Source organism: Curvibacter gracilis ATCC BAA-807 (genome assembly GCF_000518645.1).
In the GTDB taxonomy this organism is placed as follows: Bacteria; Pseudomonadota; Gammaproteobacteria; order Burkholderiales; family Burkholderiaceae_C; genus Curvibacter; species Curvibacter gracilis.
Genome location: NZ_JADZ01000026.1, coordinates 24031 through 44941, shown reverse-complemented (window position 1 = coordinate 44941; position 20911 = coordinate 24031). Strand labels below are relative to the sequence as shown.

20 protein-coding genes and 1 tRNA gene are annotated in these 20911 nt (G+C 62.6%); 10 read left to right on the top strand and 11 right to left on the bottom strand.

Features of this window, described 5'->3' with window-relative positions; all coding sequences use genetic code 11:
- The first annotated feature begins 18 nt into the window (after positions 1-18).
- Entirely contained in the window at positions 19-594 is a 576-nt protein-coding gene (locus L880_RS0118935) for a YceI family protein (protein ID WP_027477003.1), read from the top strand.
- A gap of 96 nt (positions 595-690) precedes the next feature.
- On the opposite strand, the gene L880_RS0118930 is transcribed toward L880_RS0118935, so the two are convergent.
- Together L880_RS0118930 and L880_RS0118925 are read right to left on the bottom strand one after the other, a co-directional pair.
- Positions 691-1770, bottom strand: coding sequence for an adenylate/guanylate cyclase domain-containing protein (locus L880_RS0118930; RefSeq protein ID WP_027477002.1), 1080 nt, complete (start codon positions 1768-1770; stop codon positions 691-693).
- A 13-nt stretch (positions 1771-1783) separates the two neighbouring features.
- Positions 1784-2659 carry a hypothetical protein gene (locus L880_RS0118925; RefSeq protein ID WP_245615249.1) on the bottom strand — a complete coding sequence of 292 codons (876 nt, stop codon included), beginning with the start codon at positions 2657-2659 and terminating at the stop codon, positions 1784-1786.
- A 192-nt stretch (positions 2660-2851) separates the two neighbouring features.
- Here L880_RS0118925 and L880_RS0118920 point away from each other — a divergent pair, with 192 nt between their 5' ends.
- Entirely contained in the window at positions 2852-5743 is a 2892-nt protein-coding gene (locus tag L880_RS0118920) for a valine--tRNA ligase (protein WP_027477000.1), read from the top strand.
- The gene (gene galU, locus L880_RS0118915) at positions 5744-6631 is read left to right on the top strand and encodes a UTP--glucose-1-phosphate uridylyltransferase GalU (protein WP_027476999.1); all 888 of its coding nucleotides are present in this window, start codon (positions 5744-5746) and stop codon (positions 6629-6631) included.
- Positions 6632-6743: 112 nt separating this feature from the next.
- On the opposite strand, the gene L880_RS0118910 is transcribed toward galU, so the two are convergent.
- The 3 genes from L880_RS0118910 to cysM form a co-directional block, all read right to left on the bottom strand.
- Complete coding sequence (locus tag L880_RS0118910) at positions 6744-6971, bottom strand: sulfurtransferase TusA family protein (RefSeq protein ID WP_019578212.1); 228 nt, start codon at positions 6969-6971, stop codon at positions 6744-6746.
- 65 nt (positions 6972-7036) lie between these two features.
- A complete protein-coding gene (locus tag L880_RS0118905; RefSeq protein WP_027476998.1) occupies positions 7037-7570 on the bottom strand; it encodes an NUDIX hydrolase in 534 nt (177 codons plus the stop codon).
- 95 nt (positions 7571-7665) lie between these two features.
- Complete coding sequence (gene cysM / locus L880_RS0118900) at positions 7666-8568, bottom strand: cysteine synthase CysM (protein ID WP_027476997.1); 903 nt, start codon at positions 8566-8568, stop codon at positions 7666-7668.
- Between the two features lie 39 nt (positions 8569-8607).
- Between cysM and L880_RS0118895 the strand changes: the two genes are divergently transcribed.
- The 4 genes from L880_RS0118895 (at position 8608) to L880_RS35770 (ending at position 11303) form a co-directional block, all read left to right on the top strand.
- Positions 8608-8692, top strand: a tRNA-Leu gene (locus L880_RS0118895).
- 211 nt (positions 8693-8903) lie between these two features.
- Complete coding sequence (locus L880_RS36460; RefSeq protein WP_245615248.1) at positions 8904-9281, top strand: hypothetical protein; 378 nt, start codon at positions 8904-8906, stop codon at positions 9279-9281.
- A gap of 78 nt (positions 9282-9359) precedes the next feature.
- Positions 9360-9638 carry a hypothetical protein gene (locus tag L880_RS36455; RefSeq protein WP_245615247.1) on the top strand — a complete coding sequence of 93 codons (279 nt, stop codon included), beginning with the start codon at positions 9360-9362 and terminating at the stop codon, positions 9636-9638.
- Positions 9639-11303, top strand: a complete 1665-nt coding sequence (locus tag L880_RS35770) for a hypothetical protein (protein WP_157462985.1) — start codon at positions 9639-9641, stop codon at positions 11301-11303.
- 79 nt (positions 11304-11382) lie between these two features.
- On the opposite strand, the gene L880_RS35115 is transcribed toward L880_RS35770, so the two are convergent.
- The 4 genes from L880_RS35115 to L880_RS35765 all read right to left on the bottom strand — a co-directional run bounded on the left by L880_RS35115 (position 11383) and on the right by L880_RS35765 (position 13718).
- Positions 11383-12408, bottom strand: coding sequence for a reverse transcriptase family protein (locus L880_RS35115; protein ID WP_084461444.1), 1026 nt, complete (start codon positions 12406-12408; stop codon positions 11383-11385).
- Positions 12371-12679, bottom strand: coding sequence for a helix-turn-helix domain-containing protein (locus L880_RS35110; protein ID WP_084461442.1), 309 nt, complete (start codon positions 12677-12679; stop codon positions 12371-12373). Before L880_RS35110 ends, L880_RS35115 begins: the two co-directional genes overlap by 38 nt.
- Before the next feature lie 48 nt (positions 12680-12727).
- Positions 12728-12961 (bottom strand): hypothetical protein, encoded by a 234-nt coding sequence (locus L880_RS0118860; RefSeq protein WP_027476994.1) that lies wholly within the window; start codon positions 12959-12961, stop codon positions 12728-12730.
- A 427-nt stretch (positions 12962-13388) separates the two neighbouring features.
- Entirely contained in the window at positions 13389-13718 is a 330-nt protein-coding gene (locus tag L880_RS35765; protein ID WP_157462984.1) for a hypothetical protein, read from the bottom strand.
- Positions 13719-14016: 298 nt separating this feature from the next.
- Between L880_RS35765 and L880_RS0118855 the strand changes: the two genes are divergently transcribed.
- On the top strand, positions 14017-16185 hold the full coding sequence (locus L880_RS0118855; RefSeq protein ID WP_157462983.1) for a hypothetical protein: 2169 nt from the start codon (positions 14017-14019) through the stop codon (positions 16183-16185).
- Complete coding sequence (locus tag L880_RS0118850) at positions 16182-16877, top strand: hypothetical protein (RefSeq protein ID WP_157462982.1); 696 nt, start codon at positions 16182-16184, stop codon at positions 16875-16877. The genes L880_RS0118855 and L880_RS0118850 overlap by 4 nt, the downstream gene beginning before the upstream one ends.
- A gap of 442 nt (positions 16878-17319) precedes the next feature.
- On the opposite strand, the gene L880_RS0118845 is transcribed toward L880_RS0118850, so the two are convergent.
- Together L880_RS0118845 and L880_RS0118840 are read right to left on the bottom strand one after the other, a co-directional pair.
- Entirely contained in the window at positions 17320-18444 is a 1125-nt protein-coding gene (locus L880_RS0118845) for an Acg family FMN-binding oxidoreductase (RefSeq protein ID WP_245615245.1), read from the bottom strand.
- 112 nt (positions 18445-18556) lie between these two features.
- Entirely contained in the window at positions 18557-19018 is a 462-nt protein-coding gene (locus L880_RS0118840) for a DUF1569 domain-containing protein (RefSeq protein ID WP_245615243.1), read from the bottom strand.
- A gap of 284 nt (positions 19019-19302) precedes the next feature.
- Here L880_RS0118840 and L880_RS0118835 point away from each other — a divergent pair, with 284 nt between their 5' ends.
- Positions 19303-20880, top strand: coding sequence for a methyl-accepting chemotaxis protein (locus tag L880_RS0118835; protein WP_027476989.1), 1578 nt, complete (start codon positions 19303-19305; stop codon positions 20878-20880).
- Positions 20881-20911 lie beyond the last annotated feature (31 nt).

Genomic DNA, 20911 nt, shown 5'->3' with positions numbered 1-20911 from the left:
CAACAGGAGTTTTCAACCATGCGTATTTCGATGATCGCCCTGGCCGCTGCGGCCGCCCTCTCTGCCGGCCTGGCCCAGGCTGAAACCGCCACCTACGGCATTGACCCGACCCACACCTTTGCGACTTTCGAAATCAGCCACTTCGGTGCTGCCGTGAACCGTGGCCGTTTCGACAAGAAGGAAGGCACCGTTCAACTGGACAAGGCCGCCAAGACCGGCAAGGTCGAGATCACTTTCGACGCCACCTCGATCAACAGCGGCACCGCTGCCTTCGACAAGCACCTGCAAAGCGCCGACCTGTTCAACGCACCGCAGTTCCCCACCTTCAAGTTCGTGGGTGACAAGTTCAGCTTCGAAGGCGACAAGGTGACCAGCGTGGCCGGCAACCTGACCCTGCTGGGCAAGACCGCCCCCCTGACGCTGACTGCCAAGCAGTTCAACTGCTACCAAAGCCCCATGCTCAAGCGTGAAGTGTGCGGCGGCGACTTCGAAGCCACCATCGACCGCACCCAATGGGGCATGAACTACGGCATCGACTGGGGCTTCCCGAAGAACGTGCACCTGGTGGTGCAGGTCGAAGCCGTCAAGCAGTAAACGGCCCGCTGGCCTCGCAGTGGCCTGCCTGACCAAGCCGCCGCAGCCCACCGGGCGCCGGCGGCTTTTTTGCGCCTGCCGGGCGCTGGCGCGGCCTCAGCGCACGGCCACCAGGAGCTGGACAAAGGTCTGCAAGCGGGCGCTGCTCTCGACCCCGATGGCGGTGAACTCCAGGCCCGCGCGCCAACGCCCCTCGCAGGGGCGGCACTTGACCACCTTGGCGTACACATCGCTGACGGTGAAGTCGACCAGCAGCAGGGCAAACTCCAGCTTCAGCTCGGCAAAGGGCTGCAGCGGCTGGTCGAGCTCGATCTGCAGCCCGTGGTAGCCCACATCGATGATCACGGCGGCCACGGGGTGCGGCAGCACCACCTTGTGCTGCAGTTCGTGCAGGGTGCAAGGCAGGCGCACCTCCACACGGTGGCTGCGCCGCACTTCGGCACGCGGCACGTGCAGCCCGCGCGCCGGGATGGCCACCACCTCGCGCACGCGCACGGCTTCGCTCTTGCCCTTGACGTGCACCTCCATGGGGCCGGAGGCCTCCACCAGGTGGGCGCAGCGCTGGTAGGTGTGCTCGCTGACCAGCACCTGCCCGCGCAGGCTGAAGGACTCGATGCGCGAGGCCAGGTTGACCTCATCACCGATCACCGTGTACTGCGAGTAGGCGGCCGAGCCGAAGCGGCCCGCAATCACCTGGCCGGTGTTGATGCCGATGCCCATGTACAGCTCGGGCAGGCCCTGCTGCAGGCCCTCGCGGTTCAGGCCCGCCATCGCAAGCTGCATCTCGACCGCGCACACCAGGGCCCGCTCCACGTCGTCCGGGCGCCCCTGCGGCGCACCGAACAGGGCCATCACCGAATCGCCCATGAACTTGTCGATGGTGCCGCCGTGGCGCAGGATGACTTCGCTCAACACGGCCAGGCAGCGGTTCAGCAAGGCGATGATCACGCCCGCAGGCTGGGTGGCCGTGAGCGCGGTGAAGCCGCGCAGATCGGCCAGCACCACGGTGACCTCGCGCTGCTGCACCGGGTCGCTCCAGGAGGCGGCGCCACCATGGCCGGTGAGCGACAGCAGCTCGTTCAAGCCCGCCGGGCTGAGCACCTGCCCGGTTTCGCGCTGCAGCAGCGCCTGCACCTGCAAGGCCAGGGGCGAGTGCCCGTCTGCGATGGGGTTCATTGCACGGAGGCCCTCAAAACCGCCAGCCGGTGGACAGGCGCCACATGTTCTGGCTGCTGAAGTTGACGTTCGGATCCCAGGCCAGGTGCACAAAGGTGCGCCGCCCGTCCAGCCCCAGCGACCAGCCCAGGCGCCGGATGCCCTGCCCGTCCACCAGGCCGGTCTTGCGCAGCACATCCACCGTCAGCCGCAGGCCGTCGGCCACGGGGCCGCGGTAGACCAGGTGCATGTGCTGCTGGTCGGGGTTCTGACGGTTGTCGCGCACCACCAGCACCGACAAGGACTGCGACTCGGTCGGGTGGTAGCCCGCCCACAGCATCCAGGCATCGTTGGGGTCGAAATTGAGGTTCACATACGGGCGCAGATTGGTGCGGCCCAGGCCCGCGCCCGCCACCCAGCGCTCACCCCGCTCCAGGCCCAGGCTGCCGCCCGCAAAGCCGCCCGAGGCCAGCTGCAAAGAGGGCTGCAGACGCCAGCCACCGGGCAACGGCACCGAGCGGTCCCAGCCACCCCGCCATTGCGTGCCCTGGCCCTCGGCCTCGTAGCGGCCCAGCCAGACATTGCCGCTGCCGTAGCCGTACCGCAGGTTCAGGTCGGCCCCGGTGCTGGCAGGCTGCCCGCCCCCGCGCATCGGGTACAGGCCAAAGGTGAGTTTGTAGGGGTGCTCGGCGGGCGTGGAGGGGCTGGCTTCGGGGGCAGGGGCCGATTCAACCGGCGCAGCCGCCTCAACCGATCCAGGGGCTGCGGCCGGGGCCTCGGCGCCATGCGCCGCTGCGCCGAGGAGCGCCAACAGGGCCAGCAGGGCCGGAGAACGGCCAGCCCAGCCACGGCGCCATGGCGCCGCTTGATGGCCGCGGGAGCACAAAAAAACCAGGGCGGAGTCGTTCATGGCTTCGCATTATGGGACCGTGCCCTGGCGTCCGGGCCCCGGGTGCCAAGGGCCCCGGCGCCCAGGCTGGCCGCCCCATCGGAGCGATTCTGCACACGGCCCCCGGGAGGGCTGCGCCGCACCGCTAAAATCGGCCTCATCCTGCAACAGTCTCCAACGGCACCCCAGGGTGCCGTTTCCATTTGCCACGCCATGAGCGACACCATTCAACAGCCCGGGCTGAACAGCCTTTCGAAATCCTTTGAACCTGCTGCCATCGAGGCCCAGTGGGGCCCCGAATGGGAAAAGCGCGGCTACGGTGCCGCCGGCTTCCGCGGCACCGGCGCGGCCCAGGCCGAGGCCCCCTCGTTCGCCATCCAGCTGCCGCCGCCCAACGTGACCGGCACGCTGCACATGGGGCACGCGTTCAACCAGACCATCATGGACAGCCTCACGCGCTACCACCGCATGAAGGGCTTCAACACCGTCTGGGTACCCGGTACCGACCACGCGGGCATCGCCACCCAGATCGTGGTGGAGCGCCAGCTGCAGGAGCAAAAGCTCAGCCGCCATGACCTGGGCCGCAAGAACTTCGTCAGCAAGGTGTGGGAGTGGAAAGAGAAATCCGGCAACACCATCACCACCCAGATGCGCCGCATGGGCGACAGCGTGGACTGGAGCCGCGAGTACTTCACGATGGACGACAAGCTCTCCAGCGTGGTGACCGACACCTTTGTGCGCCTGTACGAGCAAGGCCTGATCTACCGTGGCAAGCGCCTGGTCAACTGGGACCCGGTGCTGATGTCGGCCGTGTCCGACCTCGAGGTGGAAAGCGAAGAGGAAGACGGCAGCCTGTGGCACATCGCCTACCCGCTGGCCGACGGCTCGGGCAGCCTGACCGTGGCGACCACCCGGCCTGAGACCCTGCTGGGTGACGTGGCCGTGATGGTGCACCCCGAAGACGAGCGCTACACCGCCCTGATCGGCAAAATGGTCAAGCTGCCGCTGACCGACCGCGAGATCCCGGTGATTGCCGACGACTACGTGGACCGCGAGTTCGGCACCGGCGTGGTCAAGGTGACCCCGGCGCACGACCAGAACGACTACGCCGTGGGCCAGCGCCACAGCCTGCCGATGATCTGCGTGCTGACGCTCGAAGCCAAGATCAACGAGAACGCCCCCGCCAAGTACCAGGGCCTGGACCGCTTTGTGGCCCGCAAGGCCGTGGTGGCCGACCTGGAAGCCGCCGGCGCCCTGGTCGAGGTGAAAAAGCACAAGCTGATGGTGCCGCGCTGCACCCGCACCGGCCAGGTCATTGAACCCATGCTGACCGACCAATGGTTTGTGGCCATGAGCAAGGTCAGCGAGCAAGACCCCACCGGCAAATCGATCGCCCAGAAGGCCATCGACGCCGTGGCCAGCGGCGAGGTGAAGTTCGTGCCCGAGAACTGGGTCAACACCTACAACCAGTGGATGAACAACATCCAGGACTGGTGCATCAGCCGCCAGCTGTGGTGGGGCCACCAGATTCCGGCCTGGTACGACGAAGACGGCCACGTGATCGTGGCCCGCAACGAAGCCGAAGCCCAGGCCAAGGCCCCGGGCAAGACGCTGCGCCGCGATGAAGACGTGTTGGACACCTGGTACTCCTCCGCCCTGGTGCCCTTCTCGACCATGGGCTGGCCCGAGCAGACCGACTCGGCCACCGACGACTTCAACCTGTACCTGCCCAGCACCGTGCTGGTGACGGGCTACGACATCATCTTCTTCTGGGTCGCCCGGATGATCATGATGACCACCCACTTCACGGGCCGGGTGCCCTTCAAGCACGTGTACATCCACGGCCTGGTGCGCGATGCCCAGGGCAAGAAGATGAGCAAGTCGGAAGGCAATGTGCTCGACCCGGTGGACCTGATCGACGGCATCTCGCTCGAGCCCCTGCTGGAGAAGCGCACCACCGGCCTGCGCAAACCCGAAACCGCCCCCCAGGTGCGCAAGAACACGCAAAAAGAGTTCCCCGAAGGCATTCCGGCCTATGGGGCCGATGCGCTGCGCTTCACCTTTGCCGCGCTGGCCTCGCTGGGGCGCAGCATCAACTTCGACAGCAAGCGCTGCGAGGGCTACCGCAACTTCTGCAACAAGCTCTGGAACGCCACCCGCTTCGTGCTGATGAACTGCGAAGGCCATGACTGCGGCCTGCTGGAGCACACCAAGGCCGACTGCGCCCCTGGCGGCAAGGCCCATGGCTACATGAGCTTCAGCCAGCCCGACCGCTGGATTGCCTCGGTGCTGCAGCAAGTCGAGGCCGATGTGGCCAAGGGTTTCGAGGAATACCGCCTCGACAACGTGGCCAACCGCCTGTACGACTTCGTCTGGAACGAATTTTGCGACTGGTACCTGGAAATTGCCAAAGTGCAGATCCAGACCGGTGATGAGGCACAACAACGGGGCACCCGCCGCACGCTGATCCGCACACTGGAAGCCATCCTGCGCCTGGCCCATCCCATCATTCCTTTCATCACCGAAGAACTGTGGCAAATCGTGGCCCCCGTGGCCGGCCTGAAGGGCGAATCGATCAGCGTGGCGCGCTACCCCGAGTCGCAGCCCGCCAAGATCGACCCCGCTGCCATTGCGCATGTCGAGCGCCTGAAGGCCCTGGTGGACGCCTGCCGCAACCTGCGCGGCGAGCTGGGCGTGTCGCCCGCCACCCGCCTGCCCTTGCTGGCCGTGGCCAGCCAGCCCGAAGAAGCCACCTTCTTGCAACAATCGGCCGCCATACTGCAGGCGCTGGCCAAGCTGAGCGAAGTGAAGCTGTTTGCCACCGAAGCCGAATGGGCCGAAGCCGCCCAGGCCGCGCCGGTGGCGGTGGTGGGGCAGGCCCGTGTGTGCCTGTTCGTGGAAATCGATGTGGAAGCCGAGAAGGCCCGTCTGGCCAAGGAAGCGGCCCGCCTCGAAGGCGAGATCACCAAGGCGCAGGGCAAGCTGTCCAACGAAGCCTTTGTGGCCAAGGCCCCACCGGCGGTGATTGAACAAGAGAAAAAACGCGTGGCCGACTTCTCAACCAAGCTGGCCGGCATCCAGGATCAACTCAGGAGGATGAAATAAATGAACATCAAGCAGACTGTCCGCAAGGCGGTTTTTCCGGTCGCAGGGCTGGGCACGCGTTTTCTGCCGGCCACCAAGGCCAGCCCCAAGGAAATGCTGCCGGTGGTGGACAAGCCGCTGATCCAGTACGCGGTTGAAGAGGCCCATGCCGCAGGCATCGACCACATGATCTTCGTCACCGGCCGCAGCAAGCGCGCCATCGAAGACCACTTCGACACCGCCTACGAACTCGAAGCCGAACTCGAAGCCGCCCACAAGACCGAGATGCTGGCCCGGCTGCGCGAGCTGCGCCCCGAAGGCATGACCTTCTCGTATGTGCGCCAGCCCCGCTCGATGGGCCTGGGCCACGCCGTGCTGTGCGCCGCCCACCTGGTGGGCAACGAGCCCTTTGCCGTGCTGCTGGCCGACGACCTGATGTCCGCCCCCGCCGGTGGCGAGCCCGTGATGGCCCAGATGACGCGCCAGTTTGCCAAGCTGGGCCGCTCGATCCTGGCGGTGCAAGAGGTGCCGCTGGAGCACGTGCGCCGCTACGGCATCGTGGTGGGCGAGCCCGTGGACGACCGCGTACTCAAGGTCAGCCACATCGTGGAAAAGCCCATGCCCGAAGTGGCGCCCTCGCGCATGGGCGTGGCGGGCCGCTACGTGCTGACCCCGGCCATCTTCGACATGCTGGCCAACCAGCCCCGTGGCGCCGGCGGCGAGATCCAGCTGACCGATGCCATCGCCCGCCTGATGACCACCGAGGCCGTGTACGCCTGGCAGTACGAAGGCAAGCGCTACGACTGCGGCAGCAAGGAAGGCTTTCTGGAAGCCACCGTGGAACTGGCCCTGCAACACCCCGAGGTGGGTGCAGGCTTCCGCGAATACCTCAAGAGCCTGTCGCTCTGAGTGAGGCGGGCTCAGCCAGGCCCCGGCCTGGCCCCCTGACGCAAAAACAGCCACCCGGGCTCACGCCCGGGTGGCTGTTTTGCTTGGGGTTTGGCGTGGAGGGCCACCCGCCTCAGCGGCGGCGCAACACGTGGATGAACTCTTCGCCCTGGGTCTTCTGCTCGACCAGCTCGTTGCCGGTCTGCTTGGCAAAGGCCTGGAAGTCGCGCGTCGAGCCCGGGTCGGTGGCCACCACCTTGAGCAGTTGGCCGCTCAGCATGTCCGTCAGCGCCTTCTTGGCCTTCAGGATGGGCAGCGGGCAGTTCAGGCCGCGGGTGTCGATTTCTTTGTGGATGTCCATCTGGGTTCCTCAGGTCTTGGGCAATTCTACGCAGGACCGGGCCCGCGGGTCGCCATCCAGGCCCATCAATCTTCGCGCCGTGGAAACTCAATGAAGCGCGGCTCGATGCCACGGCCCCGCAACCACTGGGCCAGCGCGAGCCCGGTGCCCGCGGGCCAGCACATCACATCCTGCGGATCGAGCAGCTTGTACTCGACCAGCTCGGGCGACAGGCTGATCTCGCCCTCGGCCACCGCGTGGTAGGTGATGATGACCTGGTTCATGCGCTGAAAATCGGCCACACCCACCAGATCCAGTGACAGCACGTCGAGGTTGGTCTCTTCCTTGATCTCGCGCGCAATGCCTTCTTCAGGCGTTTCGCCGGCCTCCATGAAGCCCGTGATCAAGGCAAACATGCGCCCCGACCAGGCCGCATTGCGGGCCAGCAAGACCTGCCCGCGGTACTCGATGATGGCCGCCAGCACCGGAGTGGGGTTGTTCCAGTGCGTCCAATCGCAGGCCATGCAGCGCAGCCGGAGCTTGTCGCCACCGTCTTCAGCCCGTGAGACCCATTCGAGCGACGTGGCGCATTGCGGACAAAAACGGAAATCTGCGGCCATGAAAAAACCCCTCCTCGGGCAATCAGCGATCAGCGATAGGCAAGCGGTGTGAAACGGCGCCGGCCCGCACAGCAGGCCGCTGGAGGCCCGCCTTGTCAGGCCGGAAACACGCCGGTGGACAGGTAGCGATCGCCCCGGTCGCACACGACAAACGCGATGGTGGCGTTTTCGCAGCCGCGTGCAATCTCTTGCGCGACCCAGCAGGCCCCCGCCGCCGAGATGCCGGCAAAAATGCCTTCTTCACGCGCCAGGCGGCGGCAGGTTTCTTCGGCATCGTCTTGCGACACATAGACCAGCTGATCCACCAGGCTGGCGTCGTAGATGCTGGGCAGGTAGGCCTCGGGCCATTTGCGGATGCCCGGAATGCGCGAACCCTCGCTGGGCTGGGCGCCGATGATGCGCACCGCTGGGTTCTTTTCTTTCAGGAACCGCGCCACGCCCGTGATGGTGCCCGTGGTGCCCATGGCGCTCACGAAGTGCGTGATGCGCCCGCCCGTCTGCTCCCACAGCTCGGGGCCGGTGGTCTCGTAATGGATGCGGGGGTTGTCGGCATTGCCGAACTGGTCCAGCACCCGCCCCTTGCCCTCACGCTGCATCTGCTCGGCCAGGTCACGGGCGTATTCCATGCCCCCGCTCTTGGGCGTCAGCAGCAGTTCGGCGCCAAAGGCCTTCATGGTCTGCGCGCGCTCGATGGACAAGTCCTCGGGCATGATCAGCACCATGCGGTAACCCCGGATGGCCGCCGCCATCGCCAACGCGATGCCGGTGTTGCCCGAAGTGGCCTCGATCAGCGTATCGCCCGGCTTGATGTCGCCCCGCTCTTCAGCACGGCGGATCATCGACAGCGCCGGCCGGTCTTTCACAGAACCCGCGGGGTTGTTGCCCTCCAGCTTGGCCAACACCACATTGCCACGCCGCTGGTTGTCGGCCACACCGATGCGCTGCAGCGCGATCAACGGGGTTTTGCCGACTGCATCTTCAATGGTTGGGTAATTCATGCCCAACACTGTGCCATAATTTCGCTCTAGCGTTTTTTTGCCCGGGTGGTGAAATTGGTAGACGCAGGGGACTCAAAATCCCCCGCCGCAAGGCGTGCCGGTTCGATTCCGGCCCCGGGCACCACTTACACATCAAGCAAGCACTCAGGTGCGGCAGATGGGTAAGAGCAAAAAGACCTTGAGCATGATCAGCCACCCCTTGAGGTGGCTTTTTTGCGCCCTCGCATATCGCATATCGCCATGCGGCCCCGCTGGCAGCAACACGCAACGCCTACACGCCCGATCCAACTGAAGTCAGTTCAGGCCACACGGAAATCCTGCGCACCATACGCCGGGTGTTCAAAGACTCGACCTGGGATCAGGCCGATCTGCCAGCGATCAAGTCCTATTTGAAGGCCCATACGGCCAAGACCCAGGGCAACCGAGAAATGTCGCTGCTGTCGATCATCTGGAACTGGGCCCGAGGTGAAGGCCTCACACGCCAGCCCTGGCCCGCGGCCGGTATGGAACGATCCAAGTGGAAAAACAAGGAAACGCCACGCCGCATGGTCGTATTCGATGAGCTATTCGAGGCCGTCTACAACGAGGGCGACCAGTTGCTACGCGACTGCATGGACCTCAGCACAGCCACCGGCATGCGCCTGACCGATTGCATCAATGTGCTGATGCCGCAGAAGGAGTCCTTACGACTGGAAGCTAGCAAAACAGGATAGGAGGCGGACTACGACCTCAACGTCAGCCAGGTGTTGCCTAGCCTGATTGCCCGCCGCAAATCGATCAAGACCACGCACATGTTCCTGCTGTCCACTATGGACGGAAAGCGCGTGACTCATGGCATGCTGCGCTACCGGTACGACCAGGCGCGGAACAAGGCCTATGTCAAAGCGGCCATCGCCAACGATGACGAATTCATGCGCCAGATACGGCGCATGGTGCTGCGCGATATGCGGAAGCGGGCTGCGCAGTTGGCGGGCGGATTGGACGAGGCCAGTGCACTGCTTCAACATGACGACAAGCGGCTGACGCAGCGGCACTATGGGGCCGTCGCGAAGCTAAAACCTACCCGTTGAATGTTGCGCAAACCCTCATTTACGGACTCCCTTGCACCGGCCCCAGGCCCAGATCAATCTAACCTTGACCAGAAGTACACTCCCTTAAAACTCAGCTGGGTTTTGCTAGGAGATGCAAATGAGCTGAGCAGTCCTTCAGACAATCTCTGGTTCAGCGGAATAATTGACCACAAGGGAGAACAAATGACACGATGGGTACAAGAGTTTGACAATAGTCCGTTCAAGCGACTTTGGTCAGATTTACTGGAGACGGTTGGTCAACTCGAAGTTGATGACAAAACTGTCGCAACGACTGTTGAAGAGCTTGCCCGCTTAAAAAAGGTTCTGATCTTCATCGACAAAGTTGTGGCCAATGCAGATCTGGAACTCACGCCTCGGTCCGTATGGAGCAATTGCGCCGGCCAAACCGAAGGTTGCCTTGCGCAGGTTCGAATGTATAGAGATACGCGAAATGAAGCACACCTCGCCACAGCAAACGAAAATGCCGACAACCTACTGACATACGTTCGCCCATACATGGTGGCTCCAGAGCAGGTAATGGATTCGATCGGTGCAGCAGTGCACGCTTTCGCCGAGCAAGTCAACGGATATACACGTGCGTTTCAAGAGCGCGGCTCACAAGCGCAAGCTGTCCTCGCTACTGCAACAGGAGATGCCAAGGCGCGGCTAGACGTTCTCGAGGAAATTCAGCGCAAAGCCCGTAACATCGAAGCATATTTTTTCACAGGAGTTGACGGCAATGATGCTGTTGACATCAGCGTGAAACGCTTGCTGGCTCAGATTGAAAAGCGAAATCAGGAGATCGAAGCCATCCATGACGCGCTCATGATTGGGCCTACTTCGACTACCGCGGTAATTGCGACCACGGAGAAGCAAATTCAAGATGCCCACGAACGAATCAAGTCCTTACTTGCCTCTGTTGATGCTGAGTACAAAGATCTTGATCGCTTCTATGATCGCATCTTTGGAAAAAGAGAGGACGATACTGATGGAATACCGGAAGGTGGGCTTAAGGAGGAGTTGGATAACCGGATGACTCAACTTACAAAGTTCGAGTCGGAGCACCAAAAAAGGCATGATGCCCTTTTTGAGAAAGTCGAAGCCCTATTGCCTGGTGCCGCAAGCGCAGGATTGGCTTCTGCTTACACAAAGATGAAAGACAGCTTTTCAACACCAATCACTTGGTACACGCGCGTCTTCTATGGAGCTATGGGAATGCTTTTGCTAGGAGGGCTTACTGTTGTGACGGATTCGATTAACCTTTGGCCACTCGAAATTAAGCTGGTTCAAACCCACGACTGGGAAGAGCTGCTCCGGACGATACTTATGCGTATTCCGGTTATTGCACCAGTACTCTGGGTTGCAATATTCTCCGCCACACGTCGCAGCCAGTATGAGCGACTGCAACAAGAATATGCTCATAAGGAGGCACTTGCCTCCTCTTATGAAAGCTACAAAAAGCAACTCCAAGACCTTAAAATTAATGCCGAGGAACTCCAGCAGACGCTGATTGCAAAAGCGATCGACGCTGTCGCTTATAACGCATCAGTCACACTGGATGGCAAACATACAGAGAAGCCACCGGCATTCCAACTACTCGAGAAGCTTAGTATCGATGACGTCAAAAAACTAATTGATATCGTTCGCCAAAAGTCCACCTCATAGCGACAGAGGCAAGTCAAAGGATAAGCACTAGCATATGAACAAGGAAAAACGGGCAACGGCGCCAAGTTGCCTAGTTTTTCTACTTCGAAGACAAACTACCCGTGCTTAGCTCCTGACTAAGTGGAGCATTGGATGGCGCTGTTATTATAGATGGGTGTTCGATTGGTAAGGTGCCGCGAACAATTGCGATACGATTCCTGAGGTGTTCAGCCTGAGTCTTGTGGAAACGGCCAAGCTGACCCACTTGTTGCGCCGCCTTATTTGCAAGATCTCGGAGCTCCTCCGCGTCTAAGCCAGTTCCGACCGCAATCTCTAATTGCCGAACTTGAGCCCGTACTTGAGACCGTTTTTTAAGACTCAACGACGGCTTACGGTTGACAATCAGCTTCGTCGCAATCATCGGCTGAGTAGCCGAGAAAACTTCGTGCTTCTTGCGACTTGCCTTCAAGTTATGCCGAGCAAGCATTCCATAAACTTGGGCGATAACCCAGGTCTGTGTTGCCTTATCCAAATGGGTAGCTGCCGACATCACCATGTCGTCTACATAGCGGGAATAGGTGATGCCACGTTGTGCCAACTTTGCATGCAGCAAAGGCTCGTGCCGCCATAGCACAAGATTTGCCAAAAAAGAACTCGCGATACAACCTTGTGGAAGACATCCATCCTTCGTTGTGAGCTTTGTTAGGAGTTTGGCAACGTCAGGTGCAAATCCAAAGAAGCCACACCAGACATCCTCAACATAGGCAGCACCAACAGAAGGAAAGAATCCCTTCACGTCTTCGCAAATTAGTATTTGCTTATCTTTGTGGAGTGATGCGTTGGAGACGTAGTCACGGCCCTTCAAGCTCCCCTGCAAGTATTCAGGGAAATCCACCTTGGAGAAAATATTGAGCTTCAGGCTTTGATGAATTTCTTTAAGTGGCCCCATTGCATCGAATGTCTGCCTAATTGATCCCGGCTTAGGCTTCACAGTGCGCCACATACCATTGGCTCGCTCGGCCATGTCCACCAATGCTAGCGCATCCCAACGAAGGCTTCGTGCCAACGCAGCAATGCTTCGGATAGGACTAGCTCGATATCTCGGTTTGATCAGGAAGAGGTCCATTCAGAAGCTCCAGCGCTGTGAGTGCAAGTTGACCAGCGAGGTCTCGATTCAATTGCCCAAGGTCTCCTTCTTCTGCACCCAAAAAGAAAAGAATCTCTACAGGCATACCGAGCGCAGCAGCAATCCCTTGAATAGTAGATACAGGCGGATCACGTCGACCCCGCTCAAGCAGTGAGAGGTATGAAACTGAAATACCAGCCCGCTTCGCCAGCACAGCCTGTGAAAGCTTGCGCTTTGATCTAGCGAGCTGAATGGCTTGTCCAATGTTCATGTGCAATCTCGAAAAACAAAGAATGGGCTTGGGGCGCCCATGACGGCCTCACAGCCAGTCTCGGATGTTCGTCACGATAGTGACGAACGCCGCGATGGCTTGGAGGACGCGCAGCTTATGCGTTTCCGCGTCTACTGCGCCCTGGGGATGATCACGAAGCTTCTCCAGCGTCGTAATTGCACCCTCCAGTTCCTTCATAGCACCAGTGTCGAGTTGGCTTCTGCATGCATCGCGGGCCTTCTTCAAGCCGTTGATGTGGTTTTCCAAGATTTGTTTGTCCATTCGGACCTCCTTTACAAGGCACCATTGCCCTGCTTCCCCGTTTCAAGGCAGCGCCGTAAAGGAGCCAACTCGACACCTACCAAGCCCACCACAGTTGCACGCTGCTAGCTCAACCTTCCCCACCAGAGTTGGAAGCCGAACTGGACTTCGCACTCCGCAGGGTTTGGTTGTCCTGCAGGTCGCCGCTAGCTGAGCTAGCTGCGCCGCGTTACAAGCCACGCATACTGTCTGCGTAGCGGACTTCATCAACTGAAGCCCTGATCACTGAGCCTTTGCCTTTCCGGGTCAGACGTAACAAATCTTTTTAACCGCAGCAGCACGATGACGTGCCGCCGTGACCGAATTATAAGCACTATTCAGATCGGAATTTGACTGACAGTACGTTTTTATGCTTCCGACTCAGAGACAAGGGGGCGTTCGGTACGCGTCACCCCGCAACCCCCTGTACCCCAGGCACTAGGCGCTGATTTAGGGCATCGGTATGCAGCCGAGCCTGGTTGGTCAAGGCACAAGCACCATGGCGGTCGTTTGCAACTTGTGTTCGCTCCTCATTCATATGCGTCACGCTATCCTCCGCAAGGATGGCCAATTCGGTGTCATTGGTGGTGTCGCCTGCCGTCGCCCGCCAGGAAAGTTGAGCTTGTTGATTCCGACGCGAACCCGGCCCAGCGGAGCGTTTCAAAGAATACAAACATGTTCCGCCTTCCATTTTTTCACCTGCAAAGCAACAGCAGAAGATGCGGAACATTTTCAACATAGGTGATTGATTTCATTGAGTTTTCATCCGGACTCAAAATCCCCCGCCGCAAGGCGTGCCGGTTCGATTCCGGCCCCGGCAACACTTACACATCAAGCAAGCCCCCAGGTGCCGCAGATGGGTAAGAGCAAAAAGACATTGAGCATCATCAGCCACCCCTTGAGGTGGCTTTTTTGCGCCCTCGCCAACACAGCAGCGCGACGATGCAGCGCATCTCTGCACCCCAAACACCAACTTGACAAAAATTTACGATTTCCCCTACCCTGCCGAAAACACCATACAAGGAGCGGGGGGAATCATGAAATCCATCAGGTCTGCGGCGGCTGCGGCGTGCCTTTTTTCTGTGTTTCTGGCGGGCTGTGGCGGGGGCTCTTCGGGCACGGCGGTGAGTGATCCGCTGGCACCGACTGAGCTCAAGGCGGCGGTGATCGAGGGGTTTGACACGCAGGATGGCCTGGTTCAGGTTGATGCGGGCGGTACGCAGCGGCTGAGCGCTGGCGAGGCTTCGACCATCGACCTTTGGGGCACGAACCTTCGCCTGGGGCTGACCGTGACGTTGGGCTCCAGCCCTTGCCTGGTCCATGACCTGATTTCGTTTGATGATCTGGAAGAAGACAGCGAAGTCATGCAGATCAGTGCGGATTGCCCGGCGCAGGCCCTGGGCAGCGCTGTGTTGGCGGTGTCGGACAAGGGCACCTCGATCTTCCGGGCGCCGGTTCAGATCGTGGCGGGCAGCACGCGCTCGGCCCAGGCCGCCTTGCTTGAACGGATGCGGCCCAAGTTCACCAGCCTGCCGGTGGCGGGCCGGCTGTTGTCGCGTGAGCAGATCCGTGCGGCCTTGGTGGCCAGCCCCGGGGTGCTCACCGGGCAGATCACGGCGGATGCGCCGACCATCGACTCGGCCTCGGGCGGGCTGATCTATTCGGCGCTGCGAAACTTCAATGTGCGTGGGGTGGTGGTTCAGTTGCTGGATGCGGACAATGCCAATGCGGTGTTGGCCACCACGGTGACAGACGCCAATGGCCTCTATATTTTCAATGGCGTGCCCTCGGGGAAGAACGTGGTGGTGCAGGTGAGCGCCCAGGTTTCAGCCACCCGGGGTGCGGCCACCACGGGGCCGCAGTACAACTTCATGCTGCGCGACAACACGGTGGCGGGGTCCATCAAGCCGCTGTACACGCTGTCGTCGCCGACGGTGCAGACGGTGGCGGCCGGCAATGTGGTGTCGCTCAATGCGGCGCTGGGGTTTGATGCCAATGGCAATGTGACCGGGGCCAGGCAGTCGGCACCGTTTTCCATCCTGGATGTGGTCTACAACGCGGCGACGATGATTGCCGCCACCAACCCGAATGTCAGCCTGCCTGACCTGAATATCTACTGGAGCCCCAACAACGCGCCCCAGCGTGGTGACCTGGCACAGGGCCAGATCGGCACCTCGCATTTCAGCTCCAACGGCGATTACCCCGGTGTCTATATTCTGGGCAAGGCGAATGTCGACACGGATGAGTTTGACCAGGGTGTGGTGGGGCATGAGTTCGGACACTATCTGCAATATGCAGCGTCCTATTCAGACAACCCGGGCGGCAGCCATTCTTCGAGAGAATTCAAGGATGCCTCGCTGGCCTATGGCGAGGGGTTTGGCACGGCCATCGGTGGTTTGCTGGCCAAGTCGAAGTACTACTCTGACTCCAGTGGGCCCAACCAGGCCAGCGGTTTTTCAACCGATATTTCCCAGCCCCTTGCGCTGGGTGCCGGCAACACCGTGGGTTTCTATGCCGAAAATGCGATTGCCTATCTGCTGTACTCCCTGGGGACGCAGTATGGGTTCAACAATTTCTGGAACGCGACGACGGCACTGGCCAATGGCCACACGTCTGCCACGATCTTCAGTTTCCTCAATGGCTTCGTGAGCCAGAATCCGGGCCTGGCCGGGGCGGTGCAGGCCCTGGCTGCAAGCCAGAATATCCGCACCGTCGATGCCCTGGGGCAGTTGCCCTCCGGTGCCACGGCCGATGCCGCGATCGGCAGTGCCGCAAGCGGCGGGGCCGCCGACCTGGAGGTCTTGTACCTGGCGCTGGCGGCCAATGCCAGCAACGGCGCCAAGGGCGTCAACCTGACGCCGTCGGCCCCCAGCTTCTGCCTCAACAGCAATCTTGCCGGGGCCAAGAACTCGAATGGCCTGGGCATGAGCAAGCGCTTCACCGTCACGGCTGCGCAAACCGGCCCTCTTGGGGTCCGGATGACCGACGCCTTGGGCAATGCGGTGTCGGGGGGCCTGGTGTTCGCCAATGCCCGCGGCAGCGATGGCAAGTCGGTGCCGATCTACGGCTGGAATGAGGACATCGGCCAATTCAACGCCAATGCAGGCACCACCTACACGCTGAAGATCAATCTGGCCAACCCGGCCGCGCTGACCAATGGCAATCAGTGCGGGCTCACGGTTTCCTTGTGGGCACCCGCGTCTTGACGCCGCAAGTGCACGCCCTGCTGCCGGCGCTGGGGATGTCACTGGCGATGGCGCTGGGGGTTGGCGCTTCGCCTGGCCTGGCTGCAGCACCGCCCGCGGGGGCGTCCGAGCATGTGGCCGAGCATGTGGCCACGGGTGAGGCCGCGAATGATGCCGCCCGTGCCTGCCCGGCGCTGGCCGGCCCGTTGTCGCAAGCCCGGGCCGGGCGCCTTCTGAAGGCCCGGCCCGAAAAAGACATCCGTGGCGATGCGGCCTGGCAGCGCATCGACCATTTTGCCGATGGCAAGCAAGGCTCGGGCATCACGGTGTTCCGCCGCTTCGAGGCCGTCGGGGCGGCCGGCCCCACCAAAGCCTGGAAGCTGACGCTGGCCTTGGGTGAGGTGGAGCAGGCCCCTTCTCTTGTCACGCTCTATGGCATCGACGGTTTGCAACTGGCCCCCCGTGATCAGCACCGCTTCTGGCGCCTGCAGCCCGAGGGGATGAACCTTTTGACGGTCACCGTCCGGCCGCAGCCTGGTGGCGTCGGGGGCATCGCGATCGCGACCTGCCAGGCCGGTCGGATGTCGATCCTGGTCACCACCGTGCCCCAGGGCTCATTGCGCCAAGAGCCCGCAACAGGCCGCCTGGACCAGAACGCGGCCCATCAGCCCATTGTGGACATGCGCGCGCCCCTGGTCAGCCCCAAGCCCTGACGCGGGTGCTGGTGGCTGCGGCTGAGGGTGCGGCCACGCCCCAGCATTCACCGCAGACGAGGTCAGTCCGCCCCAGTCAAGGGCCACCAGATCAGACAACAGGGCCTTGCAGGGAGGCCCAGAGGGCGAGGGGTCAGCCCATCGGTTTCCAGGGCGCCACATCCCTCTCGGGGTAGTCCCGAGGCGGTGGCAGCGCGGCCTGGCGCTGGGCCTGTCGTTTGATCTGCCGCCGGGTTTGCGGCGCTTCATCGCGGGCTTGCCTTGTGTGCATGGATCTAGACTAGCGCCCCCTGAATCGCGGGTCTACCGCAGGATGAAGGGCGTGGCGCGGGCGCATCACTCATTGCCTCGGCGAGCCTTTGTCAGGGTTTTGACATGGCTTGCCTGGCCGTCCTGGGCCGCCCACGCGCTCGGGTCGGGCCCAGCCTGCGGCCAGAGCGATTCACACCAGCACGGCCTCCACGGGCCGACGCATCGACTGCGGCAGCCCCGGCCCGCGCCCGAAGCGCACCACCAGATCCGGTCTTTGCGGGCCCAGGCCCAGTGCAGCGCTCAATTGCGGTCGCAGCGCAGCGACTTCGACCGGTTGGTTCACCATGGCATTGCGCAGGCCGAGCGCGGTGGCCTGCAGCGCAAAGCGCTCGTAGCAGCGGCCGGCCTCGATCCAATGCGCCGGGTCGCTGCGCTCTGACACAAAAACGGCCAGGCCCGCAGAGCTGCGGATCTGCTGGGCATAGCGGTCGTTTTCAGAATGGGCCGTGAGGAACAGGTCCATGGCGCGGCTGCCCAGCCAGCGCGGCAGCGCAGGGTTGCCGGATGCGCCGGCAAAAAGGCCGTCGCCCGTGCTCTCGGCCTCGGCGGCGCTGAATCGGATCCAGGCCTTGAGCTCGGCCATGAAAGCGGCACTCTCCATCTGTGCGGTGTTGCCGGCGATGACGAAATCCAGCACCTGCTCCATGGCGGGGCGTTCGGTCAGCAACAGCACCTGCACGCGCTCGCCGGTGCCTGCTTGCTGCAGCAGGCGCAGCTCCATGTTGGCCAGGGGTTTGCCGTCGTAAAGACCCCGGGTGCACTGGCGCTGCGTGATGGCGTGGAACAACGGTGTTTCGCTGGGGCGGGTGGGGGTGAACCGGGCGTGGAGGGTGCCCAGGCCGGCGGGGTCGAATTGGATGTCGGGCTGCAGGCCGGCGGCCAGCGCCGCGTGGGCCAGGTTTTCGGTGGCGCAGCCGAGCGATACATACAGATGGTGGTCATCCGGATCGACCACGGTACACCTGCGGGACAGATCCGGGGTGATGGCCAGCGCCCGATCCTGCAAGTGGAAATGCCAGCACTGGGTGTTGTGGCTGGACGGGGCCAGGGTGGCATACCGCACCAGCTCACGCATGCGCAGCACCGGGTCACCGATGTGGGCGGCCAGCGGCCGCCTGAGGGCGCGGGCGGCTTCTTGCTCGCCCACACTTGAAGTACAAGCCACCGAGCCGGCCAACCATGAGGCCACAGCGCCCGAACCGAGGATGATTTGCCTGCGCGTCACCATGGGCACCATGGTGTTCGATTGGCGCACCGGCCTTTTGATGCATGGCAACACCCGGCCAGTTCGGCAGCCTCGGCAGCCCGCCTGGACGTCAGCCGCCATGTGTGCCCAGCACACCCAAGGGTGGGCTCAGGTGGGGCCCTCAGGCCACCACGATCGCGTCCTGGTGGTTGGCGATGTGGAAGGTGTGGGCCAGGGCATAGTCGGCGCGGCTCAGGGCGCCGTAGGCAAAGTGGGGCTGCAGCGGGCCGGTGTGGGCCTGGAAGCGGGCGATGGCCGCGCGCAGGCGCAAGGCGCCGGGTTTCCACGCATCTTGCTGGGTGAGCGCGGGCGCACCGGGAATGGGTTCGGTGAGGCCATGGCTCATGTGGCCGCGCCATTTGAAGAACGAAAAGGCCAGCGTGCCGGCGGTCTGCTGAAACAGCGCGCTCTTGGGCTGCGGAAAGCCGTCCAGGCTCATTTCGATGCTTTGAGCCAGGTGCTCGAAGACGGCCAGCATCTTCCAGTCGGTGCTGCTGCGCACGCTGCCGGCCTGGTCCACCTGATCGAGCCAGCGCAGGGCGTCGTCGAGTGATTGAACCTGGGTGATGGGGCTGCTTGCCATGGCCATTCCTGATAAAGCGCCCACTTGCAGGGCCAAAAAGTGTCTGCGTTGCATGGCGCAGATGCTAGCGTTCAATGCCGCGTTTCACACGCCTGGGCCCCCGCCAGGCCCGCCGGTCCGGCGTCAATAGACAAGTACGCGACAAAGAAAACGCAGTTTCATAACCAAAACGCTCACAGCGTGTTGCATTGCACCAATCCGGTGCTCACGCAGGCACCGGTTTGTGGCACATTCAAATGTTCTTTTCGAACACTGTCTGCCACCGTACGCCACCGATTGCCATCATGTTCCTCACACAACTCTCCATCGGAAAGCGCCTGGCGCTGGTTTTGGGCTTGATCCTGGCCCTGTCGCTGCTCAGCAGCCTGGTCGCGGTGATCAAGCTCAAAGAGATGGGCGAGGTGTCCGAATCCATGCTGGCCATCAACCTCAAGACCGAGCGGGCCACCTCGGACTGGCTGCGCCACACCACGGCAGGCATCCAGCGCGCGGCGGCGATTGCCAAGAGTGGCGACGCCGCCCTGATCGAGTACTTTGCGCCCGCCACGGCCGAGTCGATCCGCCTGACCAATGACCTGCAGAAGCAGGTCGAAGCCCAGATGACCGCGCCCGACGACAAGCAGTTGATCGACAAGGTGGCGCAGCTGCGCAAGACCTACCTGAGCGCCCGCGAAGAGGTCAGCAAGCACAAGAAATCGGGCGATGCCGATGCCGCGGCGCGTGCCTTCACCGAGGTGTTCGAGCCCACCTCGCGCCAGTACCTGGCCTCGGTGCAGGAGGTGGCCGACCGCCAACGCAAGCGTCTGGACGAATCGGCCCAGCGCAGCGAGGCCTTGCGCTCGCAGACCAGCATGCTGCTGGTGCTGTGCGCCGGCCTGGGCCTGGTGTTGGGCTCGGCCCTGGCGTGGTCCCTGGCGCGCAGCATCACCGTGCCGCTGCGCAAGGCGCAGGCCATCGCCCACCAGATTGCCGACATGGACCTGACGGGCCAGCCCCAGGCCAGCTACAGCAGCGATGAAACCGGCCAGTTGCTGCAGGCCGTCGACCGCATGCGCTCGGCGCTTCAGCAGGCGCTGCGCGAGGTGCACGGGGTGGTCAACAGCATCTCCACCGCCAGCAGCGAAATCGCATCGGGCAACCAGGACCTGAGCGCACGCACCGAACAGACGGCCAGCAACCTGCAGCAGACGGCCAGCGCCATGGAGCAGCTCACCAGCACCGTGCACCAGAGCGCGGCCGCCGCTTCGCAAGCCGCCAACCTGGCCGGCTCGGCCGCCCAGGTGGCCGAGCGCGGGGGCCATGTGGTGTCCGAGGTGGTGCGCACCATGGACCAGATCAATGGCAGCTCGAAGAAGATTGCCGACATCATCGGCGTGATCGACGGGATCGCCTTCCAGACCAACATCCTGGCCCTGAACGCAGCCGTGGAAGCGGCCCGCGCCGGCGAGCAAGGGCGGGGTTTTGCGGTGGTGGCCGGCGAGGTGCGCTCGCTGGCGCAGCGCTCGGCCCAGGCCGCGCGCGAGATCAAGGCGCTGATCGGCTCGAGCGTCGAAAACGTGGAGACCGGCGCCCGCCAGGTGGGCGATGCGGGCCAGACCATGAACGACATCGTGAGCAGCATCGAGCGCGTGACACTGATGATGCGCGACATCACCACCACCACGGCCGAGCAAAGCCAGGGCATCGACCAGGTCAACACCGCCGTGTCGCAGCTGGACCAGATGACGCAGCAGAACGCCGCGCTGGTGGAGCAATCGACGGCTGCCGCCCACAGCCTGAGCGAGCAGGCCCAGCGCCTCAACCAGGTGGTGGCACGCTTCCGGCTGGAGGCCTCGGGCAGCCGGCACGCGCTGCTGAACTGAGCCCGGCCCTCCCCTCGCCGCCCCTCACCGC

Excerpts from the sequence above, each read along its gene's own strand:
- L880_RS35115 (WP_084461444.1), bottom strand. The coding sequence starts at position 12,408 with ATGGACCTCTTCCTGATCAAACCGAGATATCGAGCTAGTCCTATCCGA.
- L880_RS0118925 (WP_245615249.1), bottom strand. The coding sequence starts at position 2,659 with ATGAACGACTCCGCCCTGGTTTTTTTGTGCTCCCGCGGCCATCAAGCG.
- L880_RS0118905 (WP_027476998.1), bottom strand. The coding sequence starts at position 7,570 with ATGGCCGCAGATTTCCGTTTTTGTCCGCAATGCGCCACGTCGCTCGAA.
- L880_RS0118835 (WP_027476989.1), top strand. The coding sequence starts at position 19,303 with ATGTTCCTCACACAACTCTCCATCGGAAAGCGCCTGGCGCTGGTTTTG.
- L880_RS35770 (WP_157462985.1), top strand. The coding sequence starts at position 9,639 with ATGTTGCGCAAACCCTCATTTACGGACTCCCTTGCACCGGCCCCAGGC.
- cysM (WP_027476997.1), bottom strand. The coding sequence starts at position 8,568 with ATGAATTACCCAACCATTGAAGATGCAGTCGGCAAAACCCCGTTGATC.
- L880_RS0118920 (WP_027477000.1), top strand. The coding sequence starts at position 2,852 with ATGAGCGACACCATTCAACAGCCCGGGCTGAACAGCCTTTCGAAATCC.
- galU (WP_027476999.1), top strand. The coding sequence starts at position 5,744 with ATGAACATCAAGCAGACTGTCCGCAAGGCGGTTTTTCCGGTCGCAGGG.
- L880_RS0118840 (WP_245615243.1), bottom strand. The coding sequence starts at position 19,018 with ATGGCAAGCAGCCCCATCACCCAGGTTCAATCACTCGACGACGCCCTG.
- L880_RS0118860 (WP_027476994.1), bottom strand. The coding sequence starts at position 12,961 with ATGGACAAACAAATCTTGGAAAACCACATCAACGGCTTGAAGAAGGCC.
- L880_RS0118855 (WP_157462983.1), top strand. The coding sequence starts at position 14,017 with ATGAAATCCATCAGGTCTGCGGCGGCTGCGGCGTGCCTTTTTTCTGTG.
- L880_RS0118930 (WP_027477002.1), bottom strand. The coding sequence starts at position 1,770 with ATGAACCCCATCGCAGACGGGCACTCGCCCCTGGCCTTGCAGGTGCAG.
- L880_RS0118910 (WP_019578212.1), bottom strand. The coding sequence starts at position 6,971 with ATGGACATCCACAAAGAAATCGACACCCGCGGCCTGAACTGCCCGCTG.
- L880_RS36455 (WP_245615247.1), top strand. The coding sequence starts at position 9,360 with ATGTTCCTGCTGTCCACTATGGACGGAAAGCGCGTGACTCATGGCATG.
- L880_RS35765 (WP_157462984.1), bottom strand. The coding sequence starts at position 13,718 with ATGTTGAAAATGTTCCGCATCTTCTGCTGTTGCTTTGCAGGTGAAAAA.
- L880_RS35110 (WP_084461442.1), bottom strand. The coding sequence starts at position 12,679 with ATGAACATTGGACAAGCCATTCAGCTCGCTAGATCAAAGCGCAAGCTT.
- L880_RS0118935 (WP_027477003.1), top strand. The coding sequence starts at position 19 with ATGCGTATTTCGATGATCGCCCTGGCCGCTGCGGCCGCCCTCTCTGCC.